The organism is Hymenobacter nitidus, from assembly GCF_020447315.1.
GTDB classification, from domain to species: Bacteria; Bacteroidota; Bacteroidia; order Cytophagales; family Hymenobacteraceae; genus Hymenobacter; species Hymenobacter nitidus.
On record NZ_JAJADQ010000010.1, the window covers coordinates 188,873 to 214,403 of the forward strand.

Below are 25,531 nucleotides of genomic sequence, written 5' to 3' on the forward strand. Positions count from 1 at the left end.
TTGCCAGCTTGGCCGTCCTCCTGTGCCTTTCCTTCCCGGCCCACGCCCAGCTGGCTCCCGCTGCGGCGCCCCTGCTGCGCGACCTGGTGCTGCGCACCGATACGACGCGCTACTCGCTCAGCCGCCACACCATAGCGGTGCAGGGCGAGCCGAACCTGTATTTTTACTACCGCCAGGACGACGAAACGGCCGAGCTACAGCTCTATCCCCAGCAGTGGCAGAGCAAGGCCCCGCTGCGCCTGCGCCGCTCCGCCGACTTCGTGCTGCTCGACTCGGTGACGGCCGTGGGCACGCAGTACTACCGCACCAAAATCCGCTTTAAGGACTTGCCGGCGGCGCGGTTTCTGCAACTCACCTTCACCCAGGCCAACGACAGCGCCGGCCGCCCCCCGCTGACCCAGACGGTGAACCTGCTGCCCGTGACGCGCACCACCCTGGAGTTCAAGCCCACCGACACGGAGCTGTTCGTGGGCGAGGAGAAGGTGTTTGACCTGAGCAGCAACAACCCCAAGAACATCCGCGTCTCCACCGAGTGGACCAAGGGCCAGGACATCGACTACCGCATCGTGCAGGAGAAGGGCCAGCTGCGCCTGCGCGTGGTGCCCAACGAGCTGGGCACGCGCCTGCTTACGGTGCGGCCCCAGACCGAGCGGCCGTTTCTCACCGACAACAACCGCCGCCTAACCTACGCCCTGGCCCCGCTGCGCCAGGAATTCACGGTGAAGGCTTCGCGCCTGCGCTTTCTGAGCGTCGATAAAAAGGAAATTACCCTGGACGACGTGTCGCGGCGGCGCGGGGTGGAAATCATTCTCGACAACGGCCGCACCTTCGATTTGAAGCGCACCTACCGCATTGAGGACCAGGAGGAAGCCGGGGGCGCGCTGATGGCCGAGCTGTTTACCCGCCAGTACCTGACCAACGACCGGGTGCTGTGCTGGCTGCGCGTGTATAACACCCACCGGCAAACCGACAGCTACCTCTACATCAAGGAAAACGACCTGCCCAAGTACATTACCAACTTCAACATCTCGCCCAAAACGGCCATCAGCAGCGTGCAGGTGCGGCACCGGGGCGGCGACTGGAGCGGCAGCCTGAACGTGAATCCGGGGGAAACGGTGGACGTGCGCCTCGAAGGCGAATCGTTGCAGAAGGCGCGCTTCCACTTCGAGGATCTGGCCGTTATTCCCTCCGATTCCTCTATTCGCTCGGATGCGGCCGTGGTGTACCGCGTGCAGGTGCCCCTGACCATCGACAAGCGCCGCATCACCATTTTCAACGCCGGGCAGCCCACGGGCTATGCGCTGGCCGTGAAGGAGTTCCAGCGGCCCCACCCGCTCGATTTCGTGGCCGTCAATTTCGGGGAAAGCCCGCGGGTGATTAACCGCCTGAACGGGCCCGTGCTCTACGACCGCACCATCTCCGACGTAGTGTTCAGCTTCAACCCCAACGGCATCGATACCGAGAGCCAGCTCTACGGCAAGCAGTACCTCACCTTCGACATCCGGACCCAGAACGCCAAAGGCGAGCTGATTGAGATGCGCACCCTGGACAACGTAGTGGTGTGCCCCGGCGACAACTCGGTGCGGGCCGCCTTCTACCAGGACAAACAGTGCCAGGTGGGCAACATCAGCCTCAACAACCTGCTTAGCTCGCGCAAAACCTACGACCTGGACGACTGGAGCACGATTATCATCACCATCCGGCACAACCAGGCCCAGTACCAGGAAGCGGGCTTCACCCAGAAGCTGGAGCTGGTGCTCAAGCGCCGCCTCAAGTTCGACATCGACGTGAGCTTTCCCGGCGGCCTGCTCACTAAGTACAAGGGCGAATCGAGCTACACGTCGTTTGGCGGTATTTCCCTGGCCATGCTGGGCCAATTGAGCTTCTACCACCCCGAGAAAATCAACCGCCTGCGGCCCTACAAAGTCGGGGCCGGCTTCGTGGCCCTCAACGCCTTCGACCTAAGCAAAAACGGCGGCAACCGTGACCTGGGCGTGGTTATTCTGGGCTCCATCTACCCCACCCGCCGCGACGCCAAGCTCACCTTCCCGCTCTACCTGGGCGGCGGCTACCTGCTCTCCGCCGGCCGGCCCTTCTTCCTGCTGGGCCCCGGCATCGGCGTACGCCTATAGTTTTTTTGTGCTGATGTGCTAATCGTTTGTCCTTGCGAGGAGGCACGACATTCCGCGCATCAGGCGGCGTCAATCCGTCCGCTGCGCAGTACGGCCCGCCCTTTACCCAGAAAGCCCTTTGCTACACGCAGTAGTAAGGGGCTTTTCGCATTAGAAGGCTCAGCACATTTCAGCGGACGGATTGCCGCGTCTCTGCTTCATGCGCAGAATGCTTGCAAGGACACATTCAACCACATTCCGCACATTCAAAACACATTCTCCACATTAACCTCACTGCTTCACCGTTATTTCGATAGTGATGATGGAGCCTTTGCCGGGGCGGGAATCGACTTTGAGGGTGCCGCCGAGCAGGTCGAGGCGGTTGCGGATGCCGGCCAGGCCGATGCCTTTGGTGGGCGAGTCGGTGGTGTGCTGCTGAAAGCCCACGCCATCGTCTTCGGCCGAGATGTGCAGGTGGCTGTCTTCGTGCACCACATGGATAAAGGCTTCCTGGGCCTGGGCGTGCTTGATGATGTTGGTCAGCAGCTCCTGCACGATGCGGTAGGTGGCCACGTCGTAGAGACGGGGGCGGGGCTGCTCGAGGCCCAGCAAGTGGAGCTGCACGTGCAGCTGCTGCTTCGGGATGCGTTTCACCAGCTCTTCCAGGGCTATTTTCAGGCCGAAGTCTTCCAGAATGCCGGGGGTCAGCTCGTGGGAGATGTTGCGGGTGGTGCGGATGCTCTCGTCAATCAGGCTGAGGGCGGCTTCGCGGTAGGTCGGGCCGCTGGAGCGGTTTTCCAGGTTAAGCTTGGCCGCGTACAGGAGCTGGCCCACGCCATTGTGCAGGGCCTCGGCAATGCGCTTGCGCTCCTCTTCCTGGGTGGTGAGAATGGCGGCCAGCACTTCCTGCTGCTGGCGCAGCTTCAGGCGGGTGGCCTCCTCGGCCATACGCACCCGCTCGGTCACGTCCCGGATGTGAATCAGGCCGCCGCTGATGTCGCCGGTGGGCGAGGCCAGGGGCACCAGGTAGGATTCGAAGTGGCCCCTGCCCTGGTGAAACGGCAGGTCGTGGCGCATCAGGCGCTGGCCCCGCAGCACCTCGTGCAGGCTTTGTTCAGCTTCGGTGCCGCGGTACTCGGGGAATACGTCGAGCAGGAGCTGGCCGATGATGTCGGCGGCGGGGCGGCCCGAAAGCTGCTGCAGCACCTTGTTCCAGGCCGTCACGCGCAGGTCCTGGTCAAAGGCCAGAATCCCGTCCACGCTGTTGTCGAGCAGGCTTTCGGAAAACTCCTTCTGCCGCAGCAGCTCGGCCCGGGCGGTGCGGGCCGCGGTAATATCGCGCCACACGATATGAAGCAGCTCGGTCTTGCCCTCACTGGCAAAGGGCGTAATGACGGCTTCCACCCAAACATCTTCGCCAGTGAGGCGCCGCATCAGCACCTCCAGCTTGCCCGAGCCGGCCCGCACGGCCTGCCGCACCACGCTGCCAATGAGCTGCAGGGTGTTCTGCCCGTCGGGCTGGGTTTCGGGGAAGAACTCGGTTACGGGGTGGCCCACTACCTCGTCGCTGTCGAGGGCCGCCAGCAGCGTCAGGGCCGAGCTGTTGCAGTCCAGGTAGTGCTGGTTCTGCACCAGCACCACCGCGTCGTGGCTTTGCTCGAAGAGCTGCCGGAACCGGGCCTCACTGGCTTCGAGCGCCTTTTTCACCTCATACTGCCGGGTGATATCGACAACGACCAGCCGCAGCTGGGTGGGCACCTCCTCAGGTTCATGCGTTACGGCCAGCCCTTCGAGCAGACCATAAAAGGTAGTGCCGTCGTCGCGCTGCAGCAGGGCCTCCAGGGTCTGGCGCTGCCCGCTGGCCGCCAGCGTGCGGCTCACGAACTGCTGGAAGTTGGCGCGGTGCTGCGGGGCCACGTACCAGGCGAAGCGCCGCCCCACCAGGCGCTGGCGCACCGAGCCCAGCTGCTGGCTGGCTTTCAGGTTGAGCTGCACGATGTTGCCCACAGCATTGAGAGTGAAGTAGCCGATGGGCGCAAAATCGTAGAGGTCGACATACCGGGTGCGCATGGCTTCGAGCTCGACCTGGGCCAGCAGCAGCTCCTCGTACTGCATTTCCAGCTCTATCTGGTGCACCTGCAGCTCCTGCACCAGCCGGTGCGCCTCATCGGGCACGCCCTCGCCCAGGCTCTGCGTCACGAGGCTTTTGCGCTTCTCGGCCCGCGCCCGCAGCTCCTGCAGAGCGGCGTGCACCGAGCCAGCCGATGAGAAAGGGGGCGTGTCCATGGGGGAAAGCTAGAGAAAATAGGCCGAACCGGGAAGCTGAGCCGTGGTAGCTGATTTTCCCTCAGCCACTTAGACTACACCGCTTCTATACGCTCGATGCCCAGCAACAGCTGACTGGTTTCGTGCCCGTCGCTCATGATGCGGCGGCCGTAGACGTGGGCCACCTGCCCGGGGCGGCCCGGCAGCTGCAGCGCCAGGCGCAGGCCGTCAAATTCGGCCTCCTGGTTTTCGAGCAGGCTTTGCAGCTGGTGGCGTAGCTCGGGCTGGTTCCAGGCCCCGTCGTTGAGCTTGGCCAGTGACAGGTTGCGCACGGCTTCCACCTTCACCTCAAACGCCTGGGCAAACGAGCGGCTGATGGTGATGACGTGCAGGTGCTGATCGAGCACCACCAGCGGCTCGCGCACGGTTTCGATGATGCTCTCCACGAAGCGGGAGGTTTCCTGGAGCCGGGCTTCCAGCTTTTTGAGCCCGGTAATGTCGGTGAAGGTGATAACCGTGCCGCTGATGTAGTTGTCGAGGGTGCGGTAGGGCAGAATGCGCATGGCGTACCACTCGCCCGTGGTGGTCTGGATGTTGGACTCGATGCCCACCAGGCGCTGGAGCACCTGCTGAATGTCGGCGGCCAGGTTTTCGTGGCGCAGGGTGCTGGCAAAGTGCGTGATGGGCCGGCCCGCGTCGGAGGGCAGCAGCTTGATGATGCGGCCGACCGAGGGCGTGAACCGCTTGATGACCATGTCGTTGTCGAGAAAGATGGTGGCAATTTCGGTGGCGTCGAGCAGGTTCTTCATGTCGTTGGCGGCCATCGACAGCTCCTCCGTCTTGCTCAGGTACTGCATGTTCAGGGTCATCAGCTCCTCGTTCAGGCTCTGCATTTCCTCCTTGTTGGTCATGGCCTCCTCGTTGGTGCTCTGCAGCTCCTCGTTGGCGCTCTGCAGCTCCTCGTTGGTGCTCTTGAGCTCCTCCACGCTGCTTTCCATTTCCTCGATGGTGGTCTGAAGGCGGCGCTTGGTGTACTGCAGCTCTTTTTCCAGGGAAGCCACCACGGCATCCTTGCTCAGCCCGGCCCCGCTGCTGGCCTTGCTCAGGCGCACCCGGCGGGGCGTGGGCTGGTCCTCAAACACGACCAGCAGCAGGCCCGAGAGCGTGTCGGTTTCCTCCAGGTACTTCACCGTGATGCGCAGCAGCTGGTAGCCAGTTTCGGTTTTCACCCGCACGTTGTCGGCCACGGCATCCTGCCGGGTGCTGTTGGCCTTGTGCACCAGGCTGCTCAGCTCGAAGTTGAGGTCTTCGCGGGCCATTTCGAAGAGGTTCATGCCGCCCAGGCCCGGGGCCGGCTCCAGGTAGCGCCCCGTGCGGCCATTCACGTACAGAATTTCGCCGCGGGCGTTGATGACGACGGCCGGGGGCGTGTAGGTGCGCAAGAGCATCTTTTGCACCAGGGAGGCAAAAGGACCGTCTTTGCGGGGCGAGGCAGGGTGCATAGTACTGGCAGCGGAGAAGCTGGCGGCCGTCTGGCGCGTCAGGGAAAAAGGAAAGTTGACGATGCGCGACAAAGGCGCCGACGTCTCGGAGCGGCGCGAAATCTTCCACTTCACGTCCAGGGGCTGAAACAACTCCTGAAACCCGGTCAGGTTTTCGGACGGCCCCAGAAATAAGATGCCGCCGGGATTGAGGGCGTAGTGGAAAACGGGAATGATGTTTTTCTGCAGCTCCGCCGACAGGTAGATCAGCAGGTTGCGGCAGCACACCACATCGAGCTTGGTAAAGGGCGCGTCCTTGTTGAGGTTGTGCAGGGCAAAGATGACCGTGTCGCGCACTTCCTTGCGAATCTGGTAGTGGCCATCAATCTTCTGGAAAAACCGCTCCAGCCGGGCCGGGCTCACATCGGCCTCAATGTTGGCCGCATACAGGCCCGCGCGGGCAAAGTCGATGCCCTCGGCGTTGATGTCGGTGGCAAAGATCTGGATGCTGAGGTGGCGGCCCGGGTCCACGCCGTCCAGGGCTTCGAGCAGGGTCATGGCCAGGGAGTAGGCCTCCTCCCCCGTCGAGCAGCCCGGCGCCCACACCCGGATGGTGCTGTCGACGGGCTTGGTGCGCAGCACCGGCAGCAGGCGCAGCTTGAGGTGGTCGAAGGCTTCCTTGTCGCGGAAAAACTTGGTAACTCCAATCAGCAGCTCCCGAAACAGAGCTTCCACTTCCATCGGGTTTTCCTGCAAGTAGCGCACGTAGTGGGTAAACTCACTGATCTGGTGGGAGTTCATGCGCCGCTCGATGCGCCGGAACACGGTATTGCGCTTGTAGAAGCTGAAGTCGTGGCCGGTCTGAGCCCGGATCAGGATAAAGATTTTCTGTAGGGCGTGGGCCGGCTTGGAGGCCGACTCGGCCACCTCGCGGCGGGGGCGCTCCATCAGGGGCTTGTGCACGTATTCGAGCAGCTTGGCGGGCAGCTGCTCGGCGGGCAGCACGTAGTCCACAAACTCGGTGGCAACGGCCGAGCGGGGCATGCTGTCGTACTCGGCCGTGTCGGGCGCCTGCACCATCACCATCCCGAAGTTTTCCATCACCATCTTCAGCCCGATGGTGCCGTCGGTGCCCAGGCCCGATAAGATAACGCAGATAGCCCGCTCCCGGGCGTCCTTGGCCAGACTCTGGAAAAAGAAGTCGATGGGCAGGCGCTTGCCCCGCGGCTGGGTGGGCGCAAACAGCAGCAGCGTGCCGTGCAGAATGCTCATGTCGCGGTCGGGCGGAATGATGTAGACATGGTTGGGCCGCACCTTTACGCCGTCGGCAGCTTCGGCCACCGGCATGGGCGTAATCTGCTGCAGCACCTGGGCCATATTGCTGGGCTGGTCGGGCACCAGGTGCATCACTACCACGAAGGCAATGCCGCTGTCGAGGGACATGTTCCGGAAAAACTTCTCCAGGGCCACCACCGAGCCGGCCGAGCCGCCCAGGCCCACGATGGGAAATTTTTCCTGGCTGTTGTCGTGGTGCTGCATATCGCGCAGCTGCTGGGCCGTGGGCACGGGGTCCGGGGGCAGCTCATCGGGCTCAATGGGGCTGATGACCTCTTCGTCGGCGGAAATTGGCTGTAGGGGAGTCTTCATGGCAACGCGGAACCGTAGGGCCGGGCGGAAAAATTCTTACCGGATGCCCTACGGGCAACACCACCGGCTTCCTCCTACGGCAATTCTCCAAAAGTACGCACAAAAAGCCGCCTTTACAGGCCCCTGGCGGACGCCAGCGCCGAAAAAGCCCAAGCTCAACCCTGGCCAAAATTCCGCACCCTGCGTACATTCTTCTGTTCAGAGCGCCTTTTTTCCGGCCCGGCGCAGGCCCCGTGTTTCACCTTCTAGCTTCCCCCCTGTGGCGCACCCTAACTACGTAATTGTAATAGGCGCTTCGGCCGGTGGCATGCCGGCCCTCTGCCAGCTCGTGGCCCAGCTGCCCGCCGACCTGCCGGCCGCCGTGCTCGTCGTGCAGCACTTCGCCCCCGACTCCTCGGGCCAGCACCTGATTGAGCGCCTGGCCCGCCACACCGACCTGCGCTGCAAGCTGCCCGCGAACAACGAGCCGCTGGCCCCCAATACGTTGTATCTGGCTTCCCCCGACCGCCACCTGCTGGTCAAGGAAGGCCAGGTGCTGGTGACCAAGGGGCCCCACGAAAACCACTACCGCCCCGCCGCCGACGCCCTGTTTCGGTCGGCCGCGGCCTATTATGGTCCCAACGTCATCGGGGTGGTGCTCACCGGCATGCTCCACGACGGCACCGCCGGCCTGGAGCTGGTGAAGCGCGCCGGCGGCCAAACCGTGGTGCAGGACCCGGCCGAGGCCGAGTTTCCGAGCATGCCGGAGAGTGCCCTCAGCAACGTGCCCATCGACTACGTGGTGCCCCTGCGCGAAATGGGCTTTCTGCTGAATCGCCTGGCCCGCATGCCCGTTGGCAGCGTCAGTAATATTCCGGAAGACATAAAAATGGAGGCCGCCATTGCGGAAAGAATCGTGGGAAGCATCGAAGAAGTAAGTCAGCTGGGCCGCACCGTGCCCATGACCTGCCCCGACTGCGGCGGCTCGCTCTGGGAAATGAAGCACGGCAAGCTGCTGCGCTACCGCTGTCATACCGGCCACGCCTTCTCGGCCGACGCGCTGCTGCAACGCTCCCAGCACGGCCTGGAGGAAAGCTTGTGGGTGGCGCTGCGCATGATGGAGGAGCGCAAAAACCTGCTTACCAACATGGCCAGCCGCGGCGAAGGTGCCTACAGCGTGCAGCAGGAAGAGCGTATCGAGGAAATGAAGATGCATATCAACCGCCTGCGCGAGTTCCTGCTCAACGGTATTAAAAGTCAAAACGGCAGTACCGATACGGACAGTACGCAGAACATGCCCACGGGCAGCCGCAGGGCGACGCCCCACAACTAGGGCCGGCGTCGTTTGCGCGGCCACCCATGGCCGCAATATAAAAAGCCTCGGAGCCCGTGCTTCGGGGCTTTTGCGTGCCTGGCCCCGCCGCTCTGCGCCTTGTACGCAGGTGAATATCAGTGTTTACCGTCCAGTTTTTCAGTAGCTACCCGCGAGTAAGAAGCAGGCGTTTCCCGTTTCTTTGACCTAAAAGCTCCCACGCTCTGCCCTTCGGAGGCTCTGTTCCTGTTGCCGGACCGCCCGCTGCTCCGCTCCAACTACCCAACCTGCTTTTCTGCGCTATGAATCAGTCCGTACCTTCTTCACCTTCCTGCCTGGGGCGGGTCTGCATCCTGGACCTGGCCGCCAATGGGTACCAAGCCGCCGCCGCTACTTCCGGCATGCGGCAGCAGCCTTCCACGCTGGTCGGCGCGGTGCGGTTTGTGCTCCGCCAGGTGCCGGGTAGCATTTCCTGCCTGCACCTGTCCTTGTACTGCCACGACCAGCAGCTGGCGCACTGGATGCTGCTGGGCTCGTCGGCGCGGGAGCTGGCGCTGCGGCCCCCGGCCCAGCTGGTGGAGACCTCACTGGCAGTACCCGTCCCCGGCCGCATCATCGATGCGGGCACCTGCCAGCTGCGCCGCTGCGCCACCGACAAGGCCACCCTGGAGCACGACCTGCGTGCCGGCTCCCTGCAGCTGATGCTGGGCGGCACTAGCCTGCGCGGCTGGTTTTTTCTGGAGCGCAGCCACTACCGCAGCCAGACCTGGGAGCTGGGCCGCATGCGGCAGCCTTACGCGTTGCGGGCCGACGCCTGAGGGCCACCCCGCCCCGAGGCCAATTCGGGCACTGTTCAGCTACAACTACGGACAGCTAACCCGTAGTAGCCGCCCGGCAAAATGCGTGCAAATACGCTGGCAACTTTGTAACTCATTGACTAAATTCACTTTCCAGTAGCTGACTACTGCGGAGCAGCGGCGGCGGCGGCTGTGCTTACCACCCGCCCGGCGCCAATCAGAAGGCCTGCCCCCGTTCTTTTACCACTAACGCCACGACCATGAACAGCCTACCTACTTCCGGAACCGATGACTTGACGCCCTACCTGATTCGGGTAAACCTCGACGAAATAAAGCCCATGGAGCTGGCCCGCATGCTGATGCGCTACAGCAAGCTGCGCCGCCCCCGCCTGCTCATCGACTGCCAGAGCCTGCGCTGCCTGCGCACCCGCGGCGTGGCCTACTTCGCCTCCCAGCTGCTGACCCTGCAGGCGGCCGGCGCCAAGGTGCTGCTGCGCAACGTGGACCCGTTCCTGCTCCGCACCCTACGGCTGCTGCAGCTGGATAAAGTGTTGCAGATCGACTCGCCTGCGGACATTGAAGCCACCCGGTCGGGCCAGTCTGACTCTTTGTCGCTGCGGGCCGTGCAGGCTCAGTAAGCCGCAACCCAACCTTTCTTTTCCACAACCTACACCCCACCCGGCGCGGCTGTTGCCGGCCGCTTGCCGCTGGTTCCGATTACTCATTTTGGTAGCCCGCCTGCTGCTCCGATGGAGACAAGCCTCCGTGAAGTTTGTTCCGGGGGCTTGTTCGTTTTCCTGTCTTCCCGGCCTGATTTTCTGCCCATGCGCCTTTTCCAATCCCTGTGCCGTGCCAGCCTGCTGGCGGGCTTGCTGCCCCTGCTCCCGGCCTGCGGCGACCAGAACACCAGCTCGCCGGTGGAGGCGCCCGGGGCCGGGAAGTCGGCCAAGACGCGGGTGCTGGAAGCCGGGGCCGACGTGCTGCAGGGCAAGGCGCCCCTGCAAAAGCTGAACCTGTACCTCGACGGCTTTCACTTTTACAACGGGGCCCTGGGCCAGCAGATGGAGGCCCATCACTTCTGCGCCAAGCTGAACGAGGACGTAACCCAGTGCGTGATTTACGACGGCAACGGCGCCGACGCCAAGATTATGGGCATCGAGTACATCGTCACCAAAAAGCTATTTAAACAGCTGCCCACCGAGGAAAAGAAGCTCTGGCACAGCCACGTGCACGAGGTGAAGTCGGGGACGCTGGTGGCACCCGGCCTGCCCGCCGTGGCCGAGCACGAGCTGATGGAAGAGCTGGTATCGACCTACGGCAAAACCTTCCACACCTGGCACACCGACCGGGACAAAACCCTGCCCCTGGGCACGCCCCTGCTCATGATGGGCTTCACCCGGGACGGGCAGATTGACACCACGATGGTGGCCCGGCGCGACCAGCGCCTGGGAATTTCCTCGCGGGAAAAGCGGCGGCAGCGCGCCGACATTGCGGCACCGCCCGTAGCGCCCGGCGCCGATGCCTGGGAGCAGGGCGAGGTGCGCCAACTGGGTATCGTGCCCGACGCCAAAGCGGCTCTGCATCAGCACTAGCGCCAGCCGCTGAAGGCATACGCAGGCAACTCAGATCCGCCGTCCTGAGTATTTCTTTCTATGCCTGCTTCTGCCCCCACGGCTTCGGCCGCCCCCGTCAGCTCCTCCCCATTTTCGCCCCTGCGGATTCCCTTTTTCCGCATGCTCTGGATTGCCTCTTTCGTGTCGAACATCGGTACCTGGATGCAGAACGTGGGCGCCGTGGGGTTGATGACCGAGCTGACGCCCTCGCCCATTCTGGTGTCGCTGCTGCAAACGGCTTCGGCCCTGCCGGTTTTCCTGCTCAGCCTACCCGCCGGCGCCCTGGCCGACCTGGTAGACCGGCGCCGGATGCTGCTGCTCACCCAAACCTGGATGGCGGCCACGGCCTTGGTACTGGCTACCGTCACGCTGCTGGGCTTCACCACGCCCTGGCTGCTGCTGCTGCTCACCTTTATGCTGGGCCTGGGCGGGGCCCTGAACAACCCGGTGTGGCAAACCGTGACGCCGGAGCTGGTGCCGCGCCCCGAGCTGCCCCAGGCCATAGCCCTGAACAGCGTGAGCTTCAACCTGGCCCGCGCCTTCGGGCCCGCCCTGGGTGGGCTGGTTATCGGCTACTTCTCGGCCGGAGCCGCGTTTCTGCTCAACGGTATTTCCTTCGTGGCCACAATGTATATGGTCTGGAGCTGGAAGCGGGAGCCCCAGGCTACTTCGCCGCTGGCCACCGAGCGGGTTGTGGCCGCCATCCGGGGCGGCATCCGGTACGCGCGGTTTGCCCCGCCGGTGCAGAACATTCTGATGCGCGGCGTGTGCTTCACCTTCGGGGCCAGCGCCCTGTTTGCCCTGATGCCGGCCGTGGTAGTGCGTCGCCTGCACGAACCCACCTCGTTCTACTCCATGCTGCTCTCATGCATGGGCCTGGGCGCGGTGCTGGGCGCCGTCATTCTGCCCCGCCTGAACAAGTACCTGAGCATCAACTGGCGCGTAACGGCGGCTACCGTGGCCTTTGCCGCGGGCCTGACCGGGCTGGCTTTTGCCGACAACCACTGGCTGCTCTACGGTTTGCTCACGCTCGTGGGCCTGGCCTGGATGCTGGTACTCAACTCCTTTAGCGTGGGCGTGCAAACGGTGGTGCCGCGCTGGGTGCAGGCCCGTACCATCAGCCTGTACTTGCTTACCATTCAGGGCGGCATGGCCCTGGGCAGCATTGTGTGGGGCGCCGTGGCCGAGCGGCTCGATACCACCTGGGCCCTGGCGGCGGCGGCCATCTGGCTCATGCTCAGCACCCTGCTGGTGTTCCGCTTTGCCCTGCGCAGCGGCGAGGCCCTCGACTTTACGCCCGCCCGGCCCCGCCTGGAGCCCGTGCTGGCCCAGGAGCCCGTGCCCACCGAAGGCCCGGTTATCATCACGACTACCTACCACGTGCTGCCTGAGCACCGCCAGGCCTTCGTGTTTATCATGGATCAGCTGGCCGACATCCGCCGCCGCGAGGGCGCCATCCGGGTGGGCACCTACGCCGACCTAGCTGACCCCACCCGCCTGGTAGAGTACTTCATGGTGGAAACCTGGGAAGAACACGAGCAGCAGCACGAGCGGGGCGTGAGTCGCGAAGAAGCCGAGCTGAAGCTTCGGGCCCGGCAGTTCCACGTGGGTCCCGAGCCGCCCGTTATTGCCCACCTGCTGGCCCAGCACGCCCTGCCCCTGCCCCCCGAGCAGCCCATGGTGCCCGGCAGCACCCGCCTGGTAGCCAGCACCGCCGGCGAGGCCACATCGTAATGTGCTGATGTGAGGAATGTGGAGAATGTGGGAATGAACAAGAAAGTGTCATTGTGATGACGCAGGACATTCTGCGCCTCAAGCGGCGTCAATCCGTCCGCTGCGCAGGTAGTCACCCTCTTTTGTTACAAAGCCCTAACGCCTGAGCAGACGTTAGGGCTTTTCACTGAAGGAACCTCGGCACATGTCAGCGGACGGATTGCTTCGTGTCTCGCAAGGACACATTCCGCCTTTTCTCTACATTCCCCACATTCAGAACACATTCCCCACATTAAACATATGGTTTCTGTCCCCAAGCCCTGCGCTCAGCCTTGGGCAGCTATGTTGCCCACCGCAGCGGGCCGCCACTGCGCCGCTTGTGCTACCGAGGTGGTCGACTTCACCCGTCTCAGCGAGGCCGAGATTCTGGCGTTTCTGGCGCGGCAGGGCGGCAAGCCGGTGCGCCAAGGCCTACGCATCGCAGCTGGCCCCGCCGCCCGTGAGTTGGTGGCGGCGCTGGGCGCTGGCGGGTCTGGCACTGCTGGGCTGGCAGGCAGTTTCCTCGTGCGCCACCCAGGCTCCCCAGCCGCCTCCCACTACGGCAGCCGTACCGCCCCCTACCGCTTCCGGGCAGCAACAGCAGTCGGTCATGATTCGAGGACAGGTGCTCGATGGCAACAAAGGGCCGGGTGTAGCCAGGGACTTTTTGTTTATCAACGACACCTAATATGGCACCGTAACCGACGAAAACGGCCGCTTCGAGCTGGTGCTGACTTCCGGCTGGGCTCCCGTACGTGCGGGCCTGCTTACGCTGCGAGTGCAGAGCAGCCCTTTCGCGTTCAAAGTCAAGGAAGTATCGGTGAAAGTGGCCGGGGGCGGGCCGCCCGTTGAGCTGCTCATTCCAATGGAGCCGGTAGAGGGCCGGGGGCAGATTATCGGCAAAGCCGTCCTGACCAAGCCGCCGCTGGCTCCACCAAAGAGGTAAGCGGCAAACATTCTGGCCGCAGATTATGGTGCAACCGAAGATGCCAGCACAGGCGGTAAGTATCCTGACTTGCCGGCCCGACGCATGGCGGAGCTCATTGCAGATGGGTACAACCCTTTCCGCTGCGCGGCGGAGGCCATTGCAGATAGTACAGGGCCACGGGGCGCGTGGCGCAGGTCACTGTAAACTTCTACAAGGCCCTCTGCCACGCGCCCCGTGGGCTTGTAAATGGTGATGCTAGTATCTTACAGTCGGCTTCGGCAACCCGCCCGCCGACGTTGCGAGGCTCAATCGTTAAAACTTATAGCCCCGCTTGCCGCTTTGCATCTGAATATTCTCTCTCTGCTCCACACATGAAACTTCTCTACAGCTACCTGCGCCACTATTGGGGCCTGTTGGCCCTGGCTCTGGGCCTGGCGGCCATCAACCAGGTTTTCTCCTTGCTCGACCCCTATATCTTCCGCCAGATCATCGACCGGCACGTGGTAAAAGCCGGCGAATCATCGTTGCAGAACGGTTTCTGGGGCTTTCTGCAAGGCGGTGCCGGCCTGCTGATTCTGCAGGCCATGGGCGTAGCCATGGTGTCGCGCATCGCCAAGAACTTCCAGGACTATTACACCAACGTCATTACCCAGCGCCTCGGGGCCGAGCTGTATTCCGACGGCCTGCGCCACTCCCTGGAGCTGCCCTACCAGGTGTTTGAGGACCAACGCTCGGGCGAAACCCTGGGCAAGCTGCAAAAGGTGCGCACCGACGTGGAGCGCCTGATTCTGAGCTTCGTCAACGTGCTCTTTATTTCCCTGGTGGGCATCGTTTTCGTGATGTGGTACGCCATCAGCGTGTACTGGCCCATTGCGGCAGTTTACTTCCTGACTATTCCCATTCTGGGCTCCCTAAGCTTGTTTCTGAGCCGCCGCATCAAGGTCATTCAGAAAACCATCGTGGCCGAAACCACGGCTCTGGCCGGCTCGACTACCGAAAGTCTGCGCAACATCGAGCTGATAAAAAGCCTAGGGCTGGCCCAGCAGGAAACCAAGCGCCTGAACGCCACCACCGAGAAAATTCTCAAGCTGGAGCTGAAAAAGGTGCGCTACCTACGCTCCTTGTCCTTCGTGCAGGGCACCTTCGTGAACCTGATGCGCAACGTGATTCTGCTCATGCTGCTGTTTCTGGTGGTGCAGAAGATTATTTCGGTCGGCGAGTTCTTCTCCTTCTTCATCTACTCCTTCGCCATTTTCGGGCCGCTGCAGGAAATGGGCAGCATCATCAACGTGTACCGCGAAACGGAGGCTTCGTTGGCCAACTTCCAGCTCATTCTGGATACGCCCAAGGAAGTCAAGCCCACCCACCCGCAGGTTATCGACCAGATTCAGACCCTGACCTTCGCCGACGTGCGGTTCAAGCACCTGTCGGCCGCCAACTCGGCCCTGGATGGCATATCGTTTGAAACCAAGCTGGGCGAAACCATTGCCTTCGTGGGGCCCTCGGGCTCGGGCAAAACCACGCTGGTGAAGCTGCTAGTGGGCCTTTACCCACCCCTGGCCGGCGAGATTCGCTACAATGGCATTGCCGGCTCTCACCTCGACCTGGACCGGCTGCGTGAGCAAATCGGCTTCGTCACCCAGGACACGCAGCTGTTTGCCGGCACCATCCGCGAAAACCTGCTCTTCGTGGCTCCCCACGCTACCGACGAGGAATGTTTGCGCGCCCTGCGCCAGGCTGCTGCCGACGGCCTGCTAGCCCGCGCCCCACAGGGCCTCGACACCGTTATCGGGGAAGGCGGCGTGAAGGTATCGGGTGGCGAAAAGCAGCGCCTGAGCATCGCTAGGGCCTTATTGCGCCACCCCACCCTGCTGGTATTCGACGAAGCCACGTCTTCCCTGGACTCGCTCACGGAAGAGGAAATCAGCACCACGGTGCGGGAGCTGTCGGGCTCCCGTCAGCACATCACCATTCTCATTGCCCACCGCCTGAGCACCGTGTTGCACGCCGACAAGATTTTCGTGCTGGAGCGGGGCCACATTGCCGAGCAGGGCCGCCACGACGAGCTGCTGGCCCAGAAAGGCCTGTACTACGCCATGTGGCGCCAGCAAATCGGGGAGCGGCCAGCTCCGGCCGTGGCCAAGCAGCTGCAGAAAGCATAGCAAGGCCACTGTCCCGGCTGTCAGCGGGCTGATATTTTGTCAGCTACGACGGGGCCAGTGCATAGCTACCCTGTCAGCCTTCCCCCTGGCGTCTGCCGACGAAGAACCGTGTCGCCCGGCCCCGCTGAATCTTACTCCAAGCAGCCAAGCCCTTTACCGATAGTGCGGTAGAGGGCTTTGTTGTGTTGAGTCAACCTAGTTATTCCGATGTGAGAAGATTCTTCGCGGGATATGAGCAAATGAGCCGGGCCATAACCGGGGTCGAAGCTTGCCACCAGCTCTAATAATGCCTTCACGCAACCTTCCGCGCCGCCTACGGCTCTTTTCTTGGCAACGGCGCCGGGCACCCAGATTTCTGGTTGAGCTAAGCACCAAAACCGATGCATTTTCGTTGTTCTCATAGCCCCGCCCGGCACGCGCCGCAGCCCGTTTTTCGGCAGGGTTCTTGAATTAGTGTTTCTATCAGCCAAAAGGATTTTTTCATGACCCACTTCCGCATTTTCCGCCGCTTCGCAGGTTTGATGCTTGCCGGGTGGTTACTGGTAAATAATTCGGCTACAGCCCAATCGGGCAGCCGCGACGTACTGCGCGACATCACCGATGTGGTCGGCCTCAAGCCCCGCTTCGAGCTCCAGGCCACTTCGCAGGTGCAGAACGCAGCGGCCGTTGTGTATAACGGCAAACGCTTTCTGCTCTACAACCCGCAGTTTGTGGCTTCCGTGAACCGTGCGGGCCGCACCGACTGGGCCGGCACCAGCATTCTGGCCCACGAAATGGGCCATCACCTGAACGGCCACACCCTGCGCGCCGGCGGCAGCCAGCCCACCGACGAGCTGGAAGCCGACGAGTTTTCGGGCTTTGTACTACGTAAAATGGGTGCCAGCATGGCGGAGGCCCAGGCCGCTATGGCCGTCGTGTCGGATGAGGAAGCCTCGCCCACGCACCCTGGCCGTGCCACCCGCCTGGCGGCTATCGGCAAAGGCTGGCAGCAGGCCAACACCCAGATTCTGGCCAGCAGCCGCACCGCCGCTCCTTCGTCGGCTCCGGTAGCTATAGCCAGCGCGCCTACCCCGGTGCGCCCCGTTGCCAACACTGCGGCGCCCATGAGCGTAGTGGGCCAGATTGTCTTCCGCGACAACCCCGACCAGCGCTACTACCTCACTAGCAAGCTGAACGTGGTGCGGATGCAGCACAACTCCAGCACCGGGCAGGTAGTGGGTCGCGTAACCCGCTCCAACAGCGCCAGCTTCCCCTATATCTTGGTCGATGGCCAGGACCGTCGCCTCTACATCAGCTCCAGCGGGGGCGTGTTCAACAACCGCGGCCAGCAGGTCGGCCTCCTCTCGGATCCTTCCTAGCCTTAACATGTATCAGACATCATCAAGGCCTGCTCTATTGAGCAGGTCTTTTTTGTGACCAATAAACGAAGGCAGAGCCAGCGTCCAAGTCAATTCTTAGCTTTACGCCTTCCCTACTTCTTTTCCTCATGCCTACTTATCCGTTTCTGCTGGTTGATGCGTTTACCACCACCGCCCTGGGCGGCAACCCCTGCGCCGTAGTGCTGGACGCCGACGACCTCTCTGCTGACACCATGCAGCGTCTGGCCCGGGAGTTCAACCAGTCGGAAACGGCTTTCGTGCGCCGCTCAACCGTGGCCGAGTTTGGGGTGCGCTACTTCACCCCGGCCGAGGAAATTCCCCTGGCCGGCCACCCCACCATTGCCACCATCACGGCCCTGGCGCACACCGGGCAGCTGGCCCTGCCCTCACAACGCACGGAGCTGCTGCTGGAGCTGCTGCACGGCCCCATTGCCATTGCCGTGGAGAAGTCTGCTACTGCCGGCCAGCCGCCGCAGGTGCGCATGACGCAGCGCAAGCCCGTGTTTGGCGCCGTGCACGACCCGGCCGTGGTCTTGCCCCTGTTCGGCCTCTCGCCGGATGACCTGGTGCCTGGTTCCCTGGTGCAAACCGTCAGCACCGGTACGCCCCAGCTTATGCTGCTGCTGCGCGACCAGGAAGCTTTGCGCCGCGCCCACATTTCCGATGCGGCGGCCTTTGCCCGCTACCGCGCCGGCAGCGACTTTTTCAGTCCGCACCTGTTTTGCCTGGGCGGCGCTACGGCGGCGGGTCACACGTTTGCCCGCCACTTCGGCACCCCACCCGATATTGGGGAAGACCCCGTGACGGGCTCCGCGACCGGGGGCATGGCGGCCTACCTCTGGCACCACGGCTACCTGCAACAGCCGGAATTTGTGGCCGAACAGGGCCATTGGATGGGCCGGGTGGGCACCGTGCACGTTAGCATAGCTGGCCCGAGGGAAGACATCGAATCGGTTACCATTGCGGGCCAGGGCGTGGTAGTGGTTGAGGGGCAGCTGACGCTGTAGCCAGCCGGGGTCAGCTGAGCCGTAGTGCAACTCCCGGGGGCTATTTGGTGTTACCCAAAGCCCCCGGTATCCTCCCGGCAGCCGGGGCATCAAGTTGCACTATCTGTCCATAATCTACCCGCTGTGCCTGAATTACCCGAAGTAGAAACCTACCGTCGTTTCCTCGACGAGCTCATTTTAGACCAACCCATTACGGCCCTGGAGGTGCGCGACGCCCACGTGCTTGGCACCGATGAGGACACCTTGCGCCAGCGCCTGGCGGGCCAGCACGTAACGGCCACCCGGCGCATCGGTAAGAACTGCTTTCTGGAGCTGAGCGACGGCTCGGCTTTGGCGTTGCACTTTGGCATGACCGGCGACGTGGGCGCCTACCGCGACGACCACGACGCGCCGCGCTTCACCCGCGTAGCTCTGCACTTGGCCAACGGGCTGCGCATTGCGTTCATCGACCCGCGCAAGTTTGGCCGCATCCGGCACGCCGAGAGCGTAAGCCAGTACCAGATAGCCAAAAAGCTGGGCCCCGATGCGTTGGATGTGACGGCGGCCCACCTGCAGCAGAAGCTGGGCCCCAAGAAGATGTTCATCAAGCCGCTGCTGCTCGACCAGGGCGTGACGGCGGGCCTGGGCAACTGGATAGTGGACGAGGTGCTGTTTCAGGCCCGCATTCATCCCGAGCGGCGGGCCAATACCCTGACCACGAAGGAATTCAAGGCTATACAGGAAGCTATTCAGCTGGTCCTGCACACCGCTATTGGTCACGAGGCCACTTACCGCCACTTCCCGGCCTCCTTTCTGATTCATGCCCGCGAGTGGGACAATTCGGCCACTCCGGGCACTGAGCAGCATTTATTCTGCCCGCGTCACCCGAAAGTACATATAGCAAAAAGCTATGTTGGCGGCCGCGCCACATATATCTGTCCGCGCTGCCAACCGATTTTGAAGGGGCAAGAATAATACTATTCAACTTATTAAAAACCCTGCTTATGGTGTCACAGGCAGGGTTTTTACGTTTACCAACTACATGAAGCACAAAATCTTATGTTTGATTTGTCGAGTTGAACTTTGTCTATATAATGTTTGAATAATTGTCTTTTTCCGCGAAAGTTCGAACTAAGTGTATTACCTTTGAGTTAGGTCCACATCTTCAAGGCGGGAGCGGAGAAGAGATTGTGAAGTTGGAAGTAGAAAAAGAAGAAAATCATTGCCTATGCCTTACGGCTACTACGCGTTTTTGCGTGTTGTTTCACTCACCAAATTGTCGTTTTCATGAAGAAACTGCCCATTTTCCTGAGCCTGGCGGCTGCCACCCTGTCGTTGGTAGCTTGTAATAAAGAGTTGGATGAAGTAGCGGAGCCTGTTCAGGAAGTTGCAGCTGTTAAATCCCAATCGGCTACCGAGCTGCTCTCGACCGGCAGCTGGCACCTGACGGACATGACCTCGCGCACGGTTACGGCCGGCCAGCCCGAGACGGCAACTGTGAGCATGCTGGCTCGTTTGAAGCCCTCGCTGCGCGACAACATCATCGACTACAAAAGCGGTGGCTCCTATAGCGTGAGTGAAGGCTCGCTGAAAGCCACAGCCGAAAGTCCCCAGCTGCTTAGCGGTGCCTGGCAGCTCAGCGCCAAAGGCGACTCGCTCATCATTCGCCAGGACAACGCGGTGCGCCGCTTTGCCATTGCCGAGCTGACGCCCTCGACCCTGCGCCTGAACTACTCGGAAGGCACCAACCCGGTAACGACCTACACGTCGGTATTCGGCCACTAAGCACGAGTTTCCACCGTTCACAGTACCAGACAAGCCTCACTTCCGGCCGGAAGTGAGGCTTGTTTTTTGGCAGCGGCGCAAGTTATTACCGGTTGCTGCTCAGCTCGTTGTTTTCCCGCTCGGCTTTGCGCGTCAGCGTCGTCAGCCACGACTTTGACACCTCCGACTCGCTCTCATAGCCGCGGCGGCGCTCGTTGCCCAGCTCGCCGGTGCGGCTCGGCAGGGCCCGGTTTACCCAGCTGAGCATGTCGCTGGTGGTGCCGGGCAGCAGGCCGTGCAGGCCCGAGAGCAGCTTAGCCGGCAGCCCCAGAATGATTTCGGCGTCGCCGCGGCGGCAGGCATTCCAGATCTGGCGGGCGGCTTTTTCGGCGTCGAGGGTGAAGGCCGGCAGCGAATCGGCAATGATAAAGGTGGCAAACTCCTTTTTGTGCTGACCTTTTACCAACGCGTGGCGGGCGCTGCCGGTGCGCATCAGGCCCGGGCATACCGTCGTTACCACGATGTTGTGCTGGTTCAGCTCGGCCCGAAAAGCTTCGGACAAGCCTACCAGGGCAAACTTACTGGCGCAGTAGGGCGCCAGATGCGGTACGGCCACTTTGCCGCCCACGGAAGCAATATTGACGATGCGACCTTCCCCGCGCTGCCGCATACCGGGCAGCACGGCCTGCATGGCGTGCAGCGGGGCCCAAAAGTGGGTATCCATTGAGTCCTGGTAGTCGCGCAGGTCGGTGTGGTCGAGCGGGCCGGCCGTGATAATGCCCGCGTTGTTGACGAGCACATCGATGGAGCCGAGCTTCTGCTGTACCTCCTCAACCAAGGAATGTACTTCGGCAGCGTCGGTCAGGTCGCGGGCCAAGGCCAGTACCTCGGCCCCACCGGCCGTGAGTTCCTGGCGGGCCCGCTCCAGTTCCTCGGCGTCGCGGGCGCAGATGGCCACGCGGGCCCCTTCGGCCACGGCCTGCCGGGCCAGGATCAGGCCCAGGCCCCGGGAACCGCCAGTGATAAGCACCACGCGGCCTTCCAGATCGTAAAAGCCGCGGCGGTTGGTCCACAAAGAGGCGGCTGCCATCAGGGCGCCTACGCCGACTGCTGTCAGCCAGTTGTTTCGGGTTTCTCGCTTCATATACTCTTGTAAGCAAAGCGGCGGGAAAGGTTACGTAGAACCGGTCCGCAGACAAGAAAACCGGCTGCCGCAACGTTCACAGGGCCAGTTGCGTCTTTTTTGGCACCATCTTTACGTGGGGAAGGTTCTCAGTCCACCTGTTCCCGCCTTTTTGCCCCGCTTACCCTGACGATGATGAAGAACTATTTGCTGGCCTCGCTCGTGCTTTTCCCGGCCGCTCTCTACGCCCAAACGGCCCCGGTTAAAACAAAAACCAAGACGGAAGTAGCGGGTACCACGGTGAAAACCAAGGCCAAAACCACCGCGCCGGCTCCTGGCAAGCCCGCTGCCACCAAGCCGGTGCCGGTGCCGCCGGCCGAAAAAGTAGAAGCCAAGGCCACGGCCCTCACCGACAACATGCGCCAGGCCCTGAACCTGACGCCCGCCCAGACCGAGAAAGTGCGCCAGATAAACCTGACCAGCGTGCGCAACGTGGAAACGGCCCGCCTGCAGTACCGCAGCGACGTGCGCAAGCTCAACGCGGTGGTCGACGACATCGGCCAGTCGCGCCTGGCGATGCTGAAAGACGTGCTGGCTCCCGACCAGTTTGCCAAGTACCAGCGCAAGCGCGAGGAAAAAATGGGCGTGCCCACGGCCACCGGCAGCCAGGGCAACGGCGTACCCGGCCTGCCCAGCCGCGACGAATAACGCGTGAAGCTACTAGTGGAGCGGGGCGGTCTGCAAAGGCGGCCCCGCTTTGTTTTCGGGCTATAGGACGAGTCCTTGTGCCAGCAACCGTCCACTCGCTGCTACGTTTGCCCCGGCCAGCTCGCCAACAAAATGTGTCAAGCCGGGGTTAGTCGGCCGGTAAGCGCGCTTTGGTGGCGCCCGTTTTTTCACTTACTCCTAGTTGCATGCCGCTTTCAGTAGACAGCCTGATTTTTGACCTCGACGGCACCCTGTGGGATGCCACTGCCACCGTGACAGAAGGTTTCCGGCGGGCCCGGCAGCGCGTCAGCTACGTGCCAACCGATATTACCCTGGAGGCCGTGCGGGCCGTAACCGGGCAGCCTTACCCGGTGGTGTACGAGCGGCTGTTTCCTTACCTGACGGCCGAGCAGCGCGAAGAATTCCGCCTGATCTGTGCCGAGGAGGAGCTGGCCAGCGCCCGGCAGCACGGCGGCCAGCCCTACCCGCTGCTGCGCGAAACGCTGACGTACCTGGCCGCCAAGTACCGGCTCTTTATCGTCAGCAACTGCCAGACAGGCTACATCGAAGCCTTCTTAGAGCACAGCGGAACGGGTTCCTATTTCGAAGGCCACCAGTGCTTTGGTACCAAAAACCTGCCCAAGGCCGACAACGTCCGGGAAATCATTGAGCGGTTTGGCTTGCAAGCCCCGGCCTACGTGGGCGACACCGACGGCGACTACCAGGCCAGCCGGGCCAATGGCATTCCGTTCGTTTTTGCCGCCTACGGCTTTGGAGAAGTGCCCGAATTTGAGGCCCGGCTAGAGCAGTTCAGCGACCTACGGAGTATTCTGTAAACGAGGCTTGCGTTTACTAAGAAGTCCGGCCGACTCGTTGCAACGGATCGGCCGGACTTCTCTATATCCAGGTTGTATGACTTACACCGACTTAAAGGTTTCCCAGCCCAGCTTAAGGATAAGTCCGCACACGACCACCAGGAACAGCACCCGCACGAAGCCGACGCCTTTGCGCACCGCCAGGCGGGCACCCAGCGTGGAGCCCAGCATGTTGCAGGCGGCCATGGGCAGGGCAATGTGCCAGACGATGTGGCCCGTAGCGGCGAAATAAGCCAGGCTGGTCAGGTTGGTAGCCACATTCACCAGCTTGGAAGAAGCCGAGGCGCTCAGGAAGTCGTAGCCAAACAAACCCACGAAGGCAAACAGCAAAAAGCTGCCGGTGCCGGGCCCGAAAAAGCCGTCGTAGAAGCCGATAATGAGGCCGATGAGGGCTCCGTAGTACGGTTCCTTACGCTCGGGCAGGCGCGGGGCGTGAATCGTCCCGAAATCCTTGCGCCAAAAGGTGTAGATGGCAATAACGACCAGCAAACCCAGCACCAGGGGCCGTAGCAATTCGGAGGGCAGCAAACTCACCAGGCGGGCCCCGATAAAGGAAAACACCCCGGCCGTAACGGCCGCCACGCCCACGGCCCGCCAGCGGATGGGCACCTGCCCCATGTAGCGCCGCAGGGCCGCCGCCGTACCCGCCGCCGACGATACTTTGCCCGTGCCCAGCACCGTGGGCAAGGGCACGCCCGGCAGCAGCAGCAGCATGGCCGGCAGCTGAATCAGGCCGCCACCGCCCACAATTGAATCGATAAAGCCAGCCAGAAGAGCAAAAGCGCAGAGCAGCGCCAGGGTTGCGTCGAGAAATTCCAAGTTCATAAGAGGCGGCAAAGATAGCCGCACCGGCCACTTCCCGTGGCGGCAAGCAGCATTTTTCGCGCTGTTTCAGGATCTTAGCCCCGAGCCGGCCTGGAATGGTCACCCTGCGGCCAAATCTGCCGTACATTCGGCTCATGACCGAAAATCTTACCCAGCGCAGCCGGATGCTGACGCTGGCGGGCGTGCTGCTGGCGCTCTTCCTGAGCTCCCTCGACCAAACTATCGTGGCCACGGCCCTGCCGCGCATTGTGGCCGAGCTGCACGGCTTCGACCGGTTTGCTTGGGTGGCCACGGCCTACCTGGCCGCCAGCACGGCCCTGGTACCGGTGTATGGCAAGCTGGCCGACATGTACTCGCGCCGCAACATTGAAGTCACCGCCATCCTGATTTTCCTGACCGGCTCGGCCCTGTGCGGCCTGGCCGGCGAGTTTGGCCCCCTGCCCGTGCTGGGCGACGGCATGAGCCAGCTTATTATTTTCCGGGCTGTGCAGGGCCTGGGCGGAGCCGGACTGCTGGCTATGGCCTTCATCATCATTGCCGACCTGTTTTCGCCCGCTGAGCGGGGCAAGTACCAGGGCTTTGTGGGTGCGACGTTCGGGCTGGCCTCGGTGCTGGGCCCGTTTCTGGGCGGCCTGCTCACCGACCACGGTTCGGGCCTGCTGCCGGGCGTGGCGGGCTGGCGCCTGGTGTTCTACGTCAACCTGCCGCTGGGCCTGCTGGCGCTGTGGTTTATTCTGGGCCGCATGCCGCGCCTCAAGCCCCGGGGCGAGAAAAAGCCGCTCGACTACCTCTCGGCCCTGCTGCTGATGGCCGGCCTGGTGCCCCTGGTGCTGGGTTTGCAGCTCAACAAAGCCCAGTATGGCTGGACGGCTCCCCTGACCCTGGGCTTGTTTGCCGCCGCGGCGGGCCTGCTGCTGCTGTTCGTGTTTCGGTCGTTGCGCTCCGACAATCCTATTCTGGACCTGACGCTCTTTCAGAACCCGGTGTTCCGGACGGCCAATATTGCCACTTTCCTGCTCGGGGGCGCTTTTCTAAGTATCGTCATTTTCGAACCCCTGTTCATGGTGCACGTGCTGGGCGTATCGGCCACCAAGGCGGGCTTGAGCCTGATTCCGCTGTCGTTGGGTGTGGTGGGGGGCTCGATGCTGGCCGGACAGATGGTAGCGCGCTTCGGGCACTACAAGCACTGGATGCTGGCCGGTGGGCTGCTGCTGCTGCTGGGCCAGGGTCTGCTGGCTACCATGCCGCCCACGGTAGCCTACGAGCAGGTGCTCCTCTACGTGATGATCTGCGGGCTGGGCCTGGGCCCCTGCATGCCGCTGTATACCTTGGCCATTCAGAATGCCATTGACCCACGCCTTACCGGCCAAGCCACCTCAGCCAGTCAGTTCTTTCGGCAGATTGGCGGCGTAATGGCCGCTGCCTTGCTCGGCACCGTGCTGACAATGAGCCTGGCCCAGACGCTGCCGCCTACTGCTACTCCGGCTCCGGAAGTCGCCGCGCAAACCACGGTAGCCGAAGGCATTCCGTTTCCGACGACGGCCGCCGCCTTGAGCGGGCCCACGCCCGAAGCGCGGGCAGCCTTCAGCCACGCTATTTCGCGCGTCTACCTCTGCACACTGTGCCTGGTGCTTTGCGGCTGGCTGGCCACGCTGTTCATTCCCGACTTGCCGCTGCGCACTTCCAACGCCGTAAAGCCCGTGCCGGTGCTGGCCACGCACGCGGCCAAGTAGCAGCCGGTTCTGAAACCGGCGTCATGGCCGCCGTTGAGCCCCTGGGGAAACTACTGGGTGCGGAATCGGTTTTACAGGTAGAACTGTAAGC

At 62.6% G+C, this 25,531-nt stretch carries 20 protein-coding genes; 16 read left to right on the top strand and 4 right to left on the bottom strand.

Annotated features, from left to right (window positions below; all coding sequences use genetic code 11):
* The first annotated feature begins 8 nt into the window (after positions 1-8).
* A complete protein-coding gene (locus tag LGH70_RS18400) occupies positions 9-2,132 on the top strand; it encodes a hypothetical protein (RefSeq protein ID WP_226188644.1) in 2,124 nt (707 codons plus the stop codon).
* A gap of 270 nt (positions 2,133-2,402) precedes the next feature.
* Here the strand turns inward: LGH70_RS18400 and LGH70_RS18405 are convergent, their stop codons facing one another.
* Complete coding sequence (locus LGH70_RS18405) at positions 2,403-4,397, bottom strand: PAS domain S-box protein (RefSeq protein WP_226188645.1); 1,995 nt, start codon at positions 4,395-4,397, stop codon at positions 2,403-2,405.
* 74 nt (positions 4,398-4,471) lie between these two features.
* Positions 4,472-7,504, bottom strand: coding sequence for a CheR family methyltransferase (locus tag LGH70_RS18410; RefSeq protein ID WP_226188647.1), 3,033 nt, complete (start codon positions 7,502-7,504; stop codon positions 4,472-4,474).
* Positions 7,505-7,763: 259 nt separating this feature from the next.
* On the opposite strand from LGH70_RS18410, the gene LGH70_RS18415 reads away from it, so the two are divergent.
* The 12 genes from LGH70_RS18415 to LGH70_RS18470 all read left to right on the top strand — a co-directional run bounded on the left by LGH70_RS18415 (position 7,764) and on the right by LGH70_RS18470 (position 20,197).
* Entirely contained in the window at positions 7,764-8,816 is a 1,053-nt protein-coding gene (locus LGH70_RS18415) for a chemotaxis protein CheB (RefSeq protein WP_226188650.1), read from the top strand.
* A gap of 281 nt (positions 8,817-9,097) precedes the next feature.
* Positions 9,098-9,613, top strand: a complete 516-nt coding sequence (locus LGH70_RS18420) for a hypothetical protein (RefSeq protein WP_226188653.1) — start codon at positions 9,098-9,100, stop codon at positions 9,611-9,613.
* A gap of 239 nt (positions 9,614-9,852) precedes the next feature.
* Complete coding sequence (locus LGH70_RS18425) at positions 9,853-10,230, top strand: STAS domain-containing protein (protein WP_226188656.1); 378 nt, start codon at positions 9,853-9,855, stop codon at positions 10,228-10,230.
* A gap of 186 nt (positions 10,231-10,416) precedes the next feature.
* The gene (locus LGH70_RS18430; RefSeq protein WP_226188659.1) at positions 10,417-11,184 is read left to right on the top strand and encodes an OBAP family protein; all 768 of its coding nucleotides are present in this window, start codon (positions 10,417-10,419) and stop codon (positions 11,182-11,184) included.
* A 60-nt stretch (positions 11,185-11,244) separates the two neighbouring features.
* Positions 11,245-12,939, top strand: a complete 1,695-nt coding sequence (locus tag LGH70_RS18435; RefSeq protein WP_226188662.1) for an MFS transporter — start codon at positions 11,245-11,247, stop codon at positions 12,937-12,939.
* 478 nt (positions 12,940-13,417) lie between these two features.
* On the top strand, positions 13,418-13,645 hold the full coding sequence (locus tag LGH70_RS18440; protein WP_226188663.1) for a hypothetical protein: 228 nt from the start codon (positions 13,418-13,420) through the stop codon (positions 13,643-13,645).
* A gap of 90 nt (positions 13,646-13,735) precedes the next feature.
* Entirely contained in the window at positions 13,736-13,903 is a 168-nt protein-coding gene (locus LGH70_RS18445) for a hypothetical protein (protein ID WP_226188664.1), read from the top strand.
* A gap of 353 nt (positions 13,904-14,256) precedes the next feature.
* Positions 14,257-16,047 (top strand): ABC transporter ATP-binding protein, encoded by a 1,791-nt coding sequence (locus LGH70_RS18450; RefSeq protein WP_226188666.1) that lies wholly within the window; start codon positions 14,257-14,259, stop codon positions 16,045-16,047.
* A gap of 482 nt (positions 16,048-16,529) precedes the next feature.
* Positions 16,530-17,405, top strand: a complete 876-nt coding sequence (locus tag LGH70_RS18455) for a M48 family metalloprotease (protein ID WP_226188668.1) — start codon at positions 16,530-16,532, stop codon at positions 17,403-17,405.
* Between the two features lie 128 nt (positions 17,406-17,533).
* Complete coding sequence (locus LGH70_RS18460; protein ID WP_226188670.1) at positions 17,534-18,433, top strand: PhzF family phenazine biosynthesis protein; 900 nt, start codon at positions 17,534-17,536, stop codon at positions 18,431-18,433.
* A 123-nt stretch (positions 18,434-18,556) separates the two neighbouring features.
* Positions 18,557-19,387, top strand: coding sequence for a DNA-formamidopyrimidine glycosylase (mutM, locus tag LGH70_RS18465; protein WP_226188672.1), 831 nt, complete (start codon positions 18,557-18,559; stop codon positions 19,385-19,387).
* 312 nt (positions 19,388-19,699) lie between these two features.
* Entirely contained in the window at positions 19,700-20,197 is a 498-nt protein-coding gene (locus LGH70_RS18470) for a hypothetical protein (protein WP_226188674.1), read from the top strand.
* A gap of 85 nt (positions 20,198-20,282) precedes the next feature.
* Here the strand turns inward: LGH70_RS18470 and LGH70_RS18475 are convergent, their stop codons facing one another.
* On the bottom strand, positions 20,283-21,320 hold the full coding sequence (locus tag LGH70_RS18475) for an SDR family NAD(P)-dependent oxidoreductase (RefSeq protein ID WP_226188677.1): 1,038 nt from the start codon (positions 21,318-21,320) through the stop codon (positions 20,283-20,285).
* A 171-nt stretch (positions 21,321-21,491) separates the two neighbouring features.
* On the opposite strand from LGH70_RS18475, the gene LGH70_RS18480 reads away from it, so the two are divergent.
* Both LGH70_RS18480 and LGH70_RS18485 read left to right on the top strand, forming a co-directional pair.
* The gene (locus LGH70_RS18480; RefSeq protein WP_226188680.1) at positions 21,492-22,007 is read left to right on the top strand and encodes a DUF4890 domain-containing protein; all 516 of its coding nucleotides are present in this window, start codon (positions 21,492-21,494) and stop codon (positions 22,005-22,007) included.
* Positions 22,008-22,213: 206 nt separating this feature from the next.
* Positions 22,214-22,843 carry an HAD family hydrolase gene (locus tag LGH70_RS18485; protein ID WP_226188682.1) on the top strand — a complete coding sequence of 210 codons (630 nt, stop codon included), beginning with the start codon at positions 22,214-22,216 and terminating at the stop codon, positions 22,841-22,843.
* Between the two features lie 81 nt (positions 22,844-22,924).
* On the opposite strand, the gene LGH70_RS18490 is transcribed toward LGH70_RS18485, so the two are convergent.
* On the bottom strand, positions 22,925-23,707 hold the full coding sequence (locus LGH70_RS18490; protein ID WP_226188685.1) for a sulfite exporter TauE/SafE family protein: 783 nt from the start codon (positions 23,705-23,707) through the stop codon (positions 22,925-22,927).
* Between the two features lie 134 nt (positions 23,708-23,841).
* Here LGH70_RS18490 and LGH70_RS18495 point away from each other — a divergent pair, with 134 nt between their 5' ends.
* Positions 23,842-25,440 (top strand): MDR family MFS transporter, encoded by a 1,599-nt coding sequence (locus tag LGH70_RS18495; RefSeq protein ID WP_226188688.1) that lies wholly within the window; start codon positions 23,842-23,844, stop codon positions 25,438-25,440.
* Positions 25,441-25,531 lie beyond the last annotated feature (91 nt).

Excerpts from the sequence above, each read along its gene's own strand:
- LGH70_RS18405 (WP_226188645.1), bottom strand. The coding sequence starts at position 4,397 with ATGGACACGCCCCCTTTCTCATCGGCTGGCTCGGTGCACGCCGCTCTG.
- LGH70_RS18410 (WP_226188647.1), bottom strand. The coding sequence starts at position 7,504 with ATGAAGACTCCCCTACAGCCAATTTCCGCCGACGAAGAGGTCATCAGC.
- LGH70_RS18420 (WP_226188653.1), top strand. The coding sequence starts at position 9,098 with ATGAATCAGTCCGTACCTTCTTCACCTTCCTGCCTGGGGCGGGTCTGC.
- LGH70_RS18425 (WP_226188656.1), top strand. The coding sequence starts at position 9,853 with ATGAACAGCCTACCTACTTCCGGAACCGATGACTTGACGCCCTACCTG.
- LGH70_RS18430 (WP_226188659.1), top strand. The coding sequence starts at position 10,417 with ATGCGCCTTTTCCAATCCCTGTGCCGTGCCAGCCTGCTGGCGGGCTTG.
- LGH70_RS18435 (WP_226188662.1), top strand. The coding sequence starts at position 11,245 with ATGCCTGCTTCTGCCCCCACGGCTTCGGCCGCCCCCGTCAGCTCCTCC.
- LGH70_RS18450 (WP_226188666.1), top strand. The coding sequence starts at position 14,257 with ATGAAACTTCTCTACAGCTACCTGCGCCACTATTGGGGCCTGTTGGCC.
- LGH70_RS18455 (WP_226188668.1), top strand. The coding sequence starts at position 16,530 with ATGACCCACTTCCGCATTTTCCGCCGCTTCGCAGGTTTGATGCTTGCC.
- LGH70_RS18460 (WP_226188670.1), top strand. The coding sequence starts at position 17,534 with ATGCCTACTTATCCGTTTCTGCTGGTTGATGCGTTTACCACCACCGCC.
- LGH70_RS18470 (WP_226188674.1), top strand. The coding sequence starts at position 19,700 with ATGAAGAAACTGCCCATTTTCCTGAGCCTGGCGGCTGCCACCCTGTCG.
- LGH70_RS18475 (WP_226188677.1), bottom strand. The coding sequence starts at position 21,320 with ATGAAGCGAGAAACCCGAAACAACTGGCTGACAGCAGTCGGCGTAGGC.
- LGH70_RS18480 (WP_226188680.1), top strand. The coding sequence starts at position 21,492 with ATGATGAAGAACTATTTGCTGGCCTCGCTCGTGCTTTTCCCGGCCGCT.
- LGH70_RS18485 (WP_226188682.1), top strand. The coding sequence starts at position 22,214 with ATGCCGCTTTCAGTAGACAGCCTGATTTTTGACCTCGACGGCACCCTG.
- LGH70_RS18490 (WP_226188685.1), bottom strand. The coding sequence starts at position 23,707 with ATGAACTTGGAATTTCTCGACGCAACCCTGGCGCTGCTCTGCGCTTTT.
- LGH70_RS18495 (WP_226188688.1), top strand. The coding sequence starts at position 23,842 with ATGACCGAAAATCTTACCCAGCGCAGCCGGATGCTGACGCTGGCGGGC.